This window comes from Candidatus Desulfofervidus auxilii, assembly GCA_030262725.1.
Classification (GTDB): domain Bacteria; phylum Desulfobacterota; class Desulfofervidia; order Desulfofervidales; family Desulfofervidaceae; genus JAJSZS01.
Genome location: JAJSZS010000047.1, coordinates 1 through 7,337 on the forward strand (window position 1 = coordinate 1; position 7,337 = coordinate 7,337).

The 7,337-nt window shown below is 33.9% G+C and carries 6 protein-coding genes; 1 reads left to right on the forward strand and 5 read right to left on the reverse strand.

Annotated features, from left to right (window positions below; translation table 11 throughout):
* The coding region (locus tag LWW95_11380; GenBank protein MDL1957626.1) for a hypothetical protein at positions 1–591 on the forward strand (591 nt) is incomplete at its 5' end.
* Between the two features lie 258 nt (positions 592–849).
* Here LWW95_11380 and LWW95_11385 read toward each other — a convergent pair.
* The 5 genes from LWW95_11385 to LWW95_11405 all read right to left on the reverse strand — a co-directional run.
* Entirely contained in the window at positions 850–1,314 is a 465-nt protein-coding gene (locus tag LWW95_11385; GenBank protein MDL1957627.1) for a hypothetical protein, read from the reverse strand.
* Entirely contained in the window at positions 1,298–2,401 is a 1,104-nt protein-coding gene (locus LWW95_11390) for a hypothetical protein (GenBank protein MDL1957628.1), read from the reverse strand. Before LWW95_11390 ends, LWW95_11385 begins: the two co-directional genes overlap by 17 nt.
* 11 nt (positions 2,402–2,412) lie before the next feature.
* Complete coding sequence (locus tag LWW95_11395; GenBank protein ID MDL1957629.1) at positions 2,413–4,263, reverse strand: DUF87 domain-containing protein; 1,851 nt, start codon at positions 4,261–4,263, stop codon at positions 2,413–2,415.
* A gap of 5 nt (positions 4,264–4,268) precedes the next feature.
* The gene (locus LWW95_11400; protein MDL1957630.1) at positions 4,269–6,083 is read right to left on the reverse strand and encodes a hypothetical protein; all 1,815 of its coding nucleotides are present in this window, start codon (positions 6,081–6,083) and stop codon (positions 4,269–4,271) included.
* Positions 6,084–6,619: 536 nt separating this feature from the next.
* Positions 6,620–7,337: hypothetical protein (locus LWW95_11405; protein MDL1957631.1), on the reverse strand; the 718-nt coding region annotated here is incomplete at its 5' end.

Consider the following 7,337-nt stretch of genomic DNA (forward strand, 5'->3'; position numbering starts at 1 on the left):
GTAAATTCCCATTATGCAGGAAGATATGGAAGTATATCTCTTGGTATTTATAATGGTGCAGGATATCATGGAAGGGAAAAAAATAATGATAAACCTATTGAGGGAAGAATAACTATTAGACCATTGCCTGATATCTTGCCAGGTTTGCAATTTTCATATTTCGGAATTCGTGGTAAAGCAAATTTAGAACATAATCCCCCAAACTGGCAGGTCAATCTTCTTTTTGCAAGCTATGAACATGAATACTTTACTGCCACAGCTCAATATTATTGGGGAAAAAGCAATTTTAAAGGAACTGATGATTACGATAAAGATGGTTATTCCTTTTTCTTAGAGCTTAAACCTTATGCCTTCTCAAGCCTCCCTATAAGTGTGATAGGAAGATATGATTATTTTGATCAAAATGATGATCAAGATGATCTGGATGATGGAACTCTTGATGAAAGTAGAAGATATATTTTTGGAATTGCTTATCATTTAGATAAACCTCACAAAAGTATGTTTCTTATTGATTATGATTATGTAGATTATGAAGATAAGCTTTTAGCTGATGACAAAAGGTTTCAGCTAACCCTCCAGGTAAAATTCTAACTACTTACCTTCATACCACACCGTACCTTATATAGAAGGAGGGAGGAGCACAAAACTCTCCTCCCTCTTTTAATTGAGAATGAAAATGTATTATAACTTTCTCATATAGTCTCAATACATTAACATTTTCTATAACGGACTTGTGGCAATTTCAGATATGATTTTAGACTTGACGAAGTACAAAGTATTTGGGCAAACAAAGTAAGCCGTAAAATCCATAGTAGGTGTTTGTTTTGCTTGACAGTAAATATATTTTTATTAAGAGCCAATTTTAAAAGGTTTGTTTTCTTTTAAACATTTCTTAAGCAATTTCTGCCTTTCTCCAATCTTTAATCCTTGCAGGGGCATATATAGGGGCAAATTGAAACAATATAGCATATCTCTTAAAAAAAGCGAATAATAATTACCGCAAAGAGAAATAACTTGGCTTATATTTTTGATTACAAATTGTAGTTGCTTTTTTACTTTATCCTTAAATTTTTTTGAAACAAACAATTTTGTGTCATAGTTTCTGCTTATTATGAAATCTGGTTCAATAATTCCATATTTTCCAGATAAAATAACCCATTTATCTGCAAATCTCTCTGCATATTGCTTACAAAGCTTAAAATAATTGCTAATATAGGCGTCTTTTGCCTTAACTTTTCTTGCTCTGGGGTTAATATCCCAAACTTTTTTCTTTCCGCAAGGAATAATTATTAAAGTCTTATTGAAGTTGTGCATAAATCTTTTCCTCGATATATTTTCTCACTTGTTTAAACCTGAGAAATTGCTCTTCCTTTTCGAGAATTTCCTTGAAGGTTCTCAATTTATGTTTGTATTCAAATGGAATGTGATTATTGTTTACAATAAATTCCCTCTCTCTCAGAAGTTTTGTATATGTAACTTCGATCTCCTCTTTCAACCGATTTATCTCCATCCGTAATTTTCTTTTAGTAGATAGATCTTTTGTCTTTCTCCACTCTTTTTCTTTGGTTTGAAGCTCATTTTCTATTCGATTAAGAAGATTTAGGTACTTAGGTTTTAATCCTCTTTTTTGTTCAATACATGACAGGGAAAAAGAGATATTAATAAGGAGTTGTCTTTTTAGCTTATAATTAAAAATCCATCCTTTATAATCACTTCCCCATACTCCTATTTCTTCAAATTTCTTATGCCTTGAAGGGTGATAGCACCCAAGAACATATAACCATTTTGGATTAAACTCTCTTTTAATGGCTTCTATAACCTTATACATAAATTGTTCATCTCTCACTCTTACATATCTCGCACTATTTATTCGTTTTTTTAATAATCCTCCTATTGCAATAAATTCAAAATTGGTAAATAGTTTTTGATAACATTCTAAATACTCCTCTAAAGTTCTTCCTTGGGCTACTGCTACCAAGTTAAATCGATATTTCTTTTTGTTCTTTTCATAAATTCTTAATGCTTTTTCTGCACTTTTTAGGGTTGCTTTAGCATCCCTTAAAACATCGATCATTACTCCAAAATTGGTCTTCATTATGTTATACCTTTCAAATAATTCTTCATATTCAATTGTGCATCCGTTTTTGCTAAATATTCCAGAATCTGTCATCTTAACCAAAGAACTAGAAAGTAAATCTTCATTTAAAGAAAAAGATTTATCTTCATATAAGAGAGGCAATTCTTTAGGGAACTTTTTGAAGATTTGCCATACGTTCTTTGATGTGAAAGCATGAGTCATTATACCTACTTTAATGTGGGGATATTTTAATAACACTCCTTTAAGGATAAGAAAACTGGCTGGCCTGTCTGCAACAAAAAATGGAATAATATGTTTTTTCATATCAGTCTAGGTTATCTTATTATTTGTCGTTGAATAATTTGAGGGAGTTGATTTCGTAAAAAATTCCTAATCCGCTCGTTCGCATCTGAAGCATGAATAGGAATAGGCACAGCTTTTAATCCGGTAGCATCATAACTTGCGAGAAGCCAATCTCCGGGTGTAAATTTAAAGGTCTGGCGAAACATGTCTTCGGAAAAGCCAAAGGCCTCTTGAATTGCTTCCCTATCGCTAAGGCGTGGCATCTTGCTGATTAAATAAGTATGAGGCTGAGCCATGACACTGGTTTTAAGGTAACGCACTCTCTGGGTGCAAATACCAACTCCTATTCCAAATTTTCTCCCTCTACGTGCCAAGGTCTCAGCAATCCAGGCAGAACGAGCATAACTGCTATCTCTTTCGTATTGCCCTGGAATAAACTCATCAGCTTCATCAAAAACAAAGCTTACTAATGGATGAATTATTCCTCTTCTCCTGCGTCTCTCAAACAATTCTCGTCCTAATTCATATGCAAAATCTCGTAAATCATCAGGATTATGTGATTGGATGACAAGAAGACAATTTTCATTTCTCCGATTAAGTTGTTCAATGATATCTTCAAGTGTCATGGTAACTTGAGGAGGAAATACCCGTTGAGACTGATTTTGAATATTCTCAAGAAGACGAGCGAAATTTGATAGATTATTAAGGGCTGTTGCTGTTAAGTTTGTATGTTGCTGTCTTATTTGTTCAATATGAGTTCTTATCTGTTGAGCAGTTTGTGGGGATAAAGGTTGGCTCCCATATTGTTGTCTTAAAGTATCTCGCAGAGTAAATATAATGCTTCGAGATCCTCCAAGATTACCTCCGGTTAAAACTCGATCATTTTGGTCTATAAACTCTCGAAATAAAAGAGCGGGTGGCTGGTAAAAGCGAATTTTTCTATCATTGAGCAATTGAGAAAAAGCTGGACGAAATTGATTTCGAATCCTTTCTAATGGTTTTGGAAAGAGTGTACTATTAAGTAAATGGTTTACAGCATTATTTCTTTGAGCATTATCCCCACTTAGAAACTCTACCACTGATCCTGGCAAGGTATGTTCTCCGATTGCCAATATCCATGCTTGTGGGAGAGTAAGTAACTGATCGAGCAGGAGTACTGTATATTCACCCATTAGGTCAAAAAGAACAATTTTCACTGGACGATTACGCTCTCGTGAAATTTGAAGAAGTTCAGCTATATAGGTACTTACAAGATTTGATTTACCGACTCCAGTGAACCCAAATATACCGAAATGAACTCGAATAAAATCTTCTGCACGCACATAAATTGGTACTGCATCATTAACTAGCCATTTTCCTGCTTCAAACACGTAATCTTCTGCGGGGGAAATTTCTCTGTTTACAATTTCTCGGGTAGCATCGTTAGTTAGCACTCTTACATCTGCTCCAATCATAGGCAATGCAGATTCTTGACTTAATTCTCTTCCATTTACCGATTCTGTGATTTCCATTCCTGTTGGCATAGCAATACATCTTATAATTGTAGTATCTTCCTCAGAACGATCTTCTTGAGAAGTCCAATCGGTAGCAATATTCCTTGCTGCCTCCATTACAAAACCGGGATATCCTTCGGGATTTTCTCCTAAAGCGTAGTGGATAGGCATAATAGAAACGATTTCCAAAATACTATAGTGAGTCTCATTTTGATTTGACGAAAAATTCTTAACTGCTACCAATGTTCCTTCTCGTAGCTCGGTCATGGTTTGCCTAGTATATTCAAACCAAATTTCAAACTGAAATCTTGTCTGTTCATTCTCTTCTATCCTCATGAGACGGCCGATACGGTTTGGAATAAAAACTTTTCCAATATCTTGTATTGGCATGGCTCTTACCTCCTTTGTGCCTCTCTTAATGTTCTAAAAAGACGTGCAAGAGGTCTTCCTCTGAAAGCTATTTCGCTCGACTTAATTAGACGATCTACTCTTCTTTTAACGCTCTTTGCACCCCAATCTGCTTTATGAAGAGGGTCGGGATAACCTATTACTTCTGGGAACAAATTCCTTGTAAGTACATTTAGAAGCCAAACCGATACTGCTTGCCCATAGTTTATGTTTTCGTTTGTTCCAAAGTAGATTGGGGAAATTTTCCCTAAATCAGAGTTAGAGATAGTTGGTCCGTTTAAGAAATTGGGATCCCATTGAGGATCAATAAGACGGTCTATAAAAATAACATGTCCCATAAGAGGTGTAGATTTTGTTTTTCTATGGAAAAATTGTGCTAATGAGCGAGCAAAAAGGCGTTCAGGATTAATAACATTTCCTCGGACTCCTCTTATATACCTTTTTCCCGTATCGTCTTCCTCTACATGCAAGGTCATAAAAACTGAGTCAAATTCTGTAATAGCCCAGGGAGCACTTAAATCATCAAGTTGACAGGCTATACTTTCTAAAAGTACTCTATCTGTCCATGGTAAGCTCCCTGTTTGGATGTTTGGGAAAATGCCAATTTCACGCATTACGCCAATGTAATGGCGAGAAAAATATCTCGTTGAAGAATCCTTTGCAATACTTAAAAGCATAATCCCACGTTCCCAGCAAGTTTCAATTAGTGCTCTTAAGCCAATAGCTACTAAAAAAGATATATCTTCCGGAGACATCCATCTATATCTTGTAGTTTGTCCTTCTTTAATTTGATAGATAAGAGAATCAGGATCCCGTCTATGAAAAAGACGGTCACAGAAATCCTCGAATAACCTCACAGAATCGAACCAAGAAGCACGAAAGTCAAAATTCGGCATTACTTGATTATTTTCCAATTTAACAACCATTTGGGCATGAGGTTCATTTAAGCTTTTTATCCATTCATCTTTATCAACATCTGTTCGTGAAACAAGAGTATCTAAATCTATAGGTTTACCGCCATTTTCTGTTAATAACCCAACAAGGTATGACCAACGTCGATATTTCTTTGCAGTAGGAATCCCCAGCTTTGAATTTATTGGATGAGCATATACAACTAAACCATCTCTTTTTTCTAATCTTCTCGTGCCAATAGGACATCCGAAAAGGTGAATATTATTTATCCCAACATCGGTGGACATTAAAACACTGCTTAAGGAAAGATCGAGTAAAATCAATTTAGGTGGTTCTAAAGTTGAACTTCTTGCCATCTGATATGCTAAATAAATCTCAGCTAATTGCATTAACCTTGTATGGATGCTTGATAAATTAATCTTATTTCTGTCGTCGACGATAAATTCATCTTGATATCCTGCATCTGTAATATCTCCTGCTTCAGCATAGGGAATCGGAACATATGCTACAAGGCTTACATCATGATCCATAGACCAACGTTCATATCGTAATTTAGGAGGTTGAGATTCGATACGAATGCAACCTTTTACCCCATAAGCAGCAGCAAAGAAAACCATGAAGTCATTAAAAGGATCGCGAGAACAAGTACCATCAATAGCAATAAAATGAATATCCCTTCTTTGAAAATATTCTTCCGCTTTAGCAACGATTTGGTTTACAATATGAGGATTTTCAAACATTCTTCCGTAATGAACAAACAATTGATGAAGAAAATCTTTATAAAATTGAAACGCCATCTTTGCATTATTCAAATACGCATTTTCATAACGCTCCTGCGAATATTGAAGAGCATTTTTATAACTATTAAATATTCTTGAAATTATTGACATTTTTAACCTTCAGATTTTTATCTTTGATATTACATTTTAAAAATTGTCAATTAAAATGTCAATAATAACTGATTAATATATGAGGTTCAGCTTTACTGAATTTGGGCATAGCGAAGCAAAACCGTATGTCTGCTATTATACACTGTGCACAGCATCTTTCACCTCTTTTACCTGGATTTTAATGTATTCCTAAAAATTTATCCCCTTTTCTTTTGCTTCCTCGGCAAGCAGTTTTCTTGCTATGTGAACTTGTTGTAATGCAAAATCATCCGGGAATTCTCTCTCAACATCCCTTTTTATTTCCTCTACTCTTTCCTTCTTCATAATTTTCACCTCCTACAATAACTCTCCTGGCGTGATTATTTCTATCTGTTTTAGTTTCCTCAAAGTATTTACCATTCTTACTACATCTTTCGTCCTCCTTCTAACAATGTGACGAAAGTTCCGGCTCAGGAGATAATCTATGATGAATTAAAAATCAAATTTATTTCTAATTAAAAACTAAAGAATAAGCTATCAATACAGCTTCTTTTATTTTAGCTGTACTTTTTTATATTAAGCAATTCTTCAAAGATCTTTCTAAGTTGAATAAATTTTTCATGAGAACCGCCTTTGTCTGGATGAAGTTCTTTTGCTTTTTTTCTAAAAATTTTAAATAAATCCTCTATTGAGGCTCTTTCTAATTCTTCAACAGGAATGTCAAAAATCTTTGAAGCTTCAAAATATATGCTTTTTGTACGAGCTCTATATTTTTTTATAATAGGAAAAAATAAAATCATATCAAAATACATCCATACATATCTGCAAAAATAAGTTCTATGAAGTTCTTCAACACTTAATCCCATTCTAAAACTTTCATCTTCTAAAATTTTACAAAAATTACTTATAAATATCTCATCAAGTTCCCATGGTTTTAATCTTGGGTAAAGATAAAGTAAATCAAATATAACAAGAAGATACTTTATCTTTTCTCTATACTTTAACCTATCTTCTAAATCCCAAAAATAGTTTTCAAGTTCATCCCTTGATTTTTCAGTAAGTTCACTTAAAAAAGGATATGGAATATGCATAATCTTTTTAGGATGAGAAATATTAAATTTTAAAACTAATCTTCTTTTTATATCAAAAGGATGAATATCTTTTATCGAAAAATGTTTACGAGTTTTTTTAATTCTTCTCGGACGGGTAAATTGATTAATTATTCTTTGAGCCTCAGGTTTTAAAAATCTAAAAAATAATCTTTCAAGTTCCCAC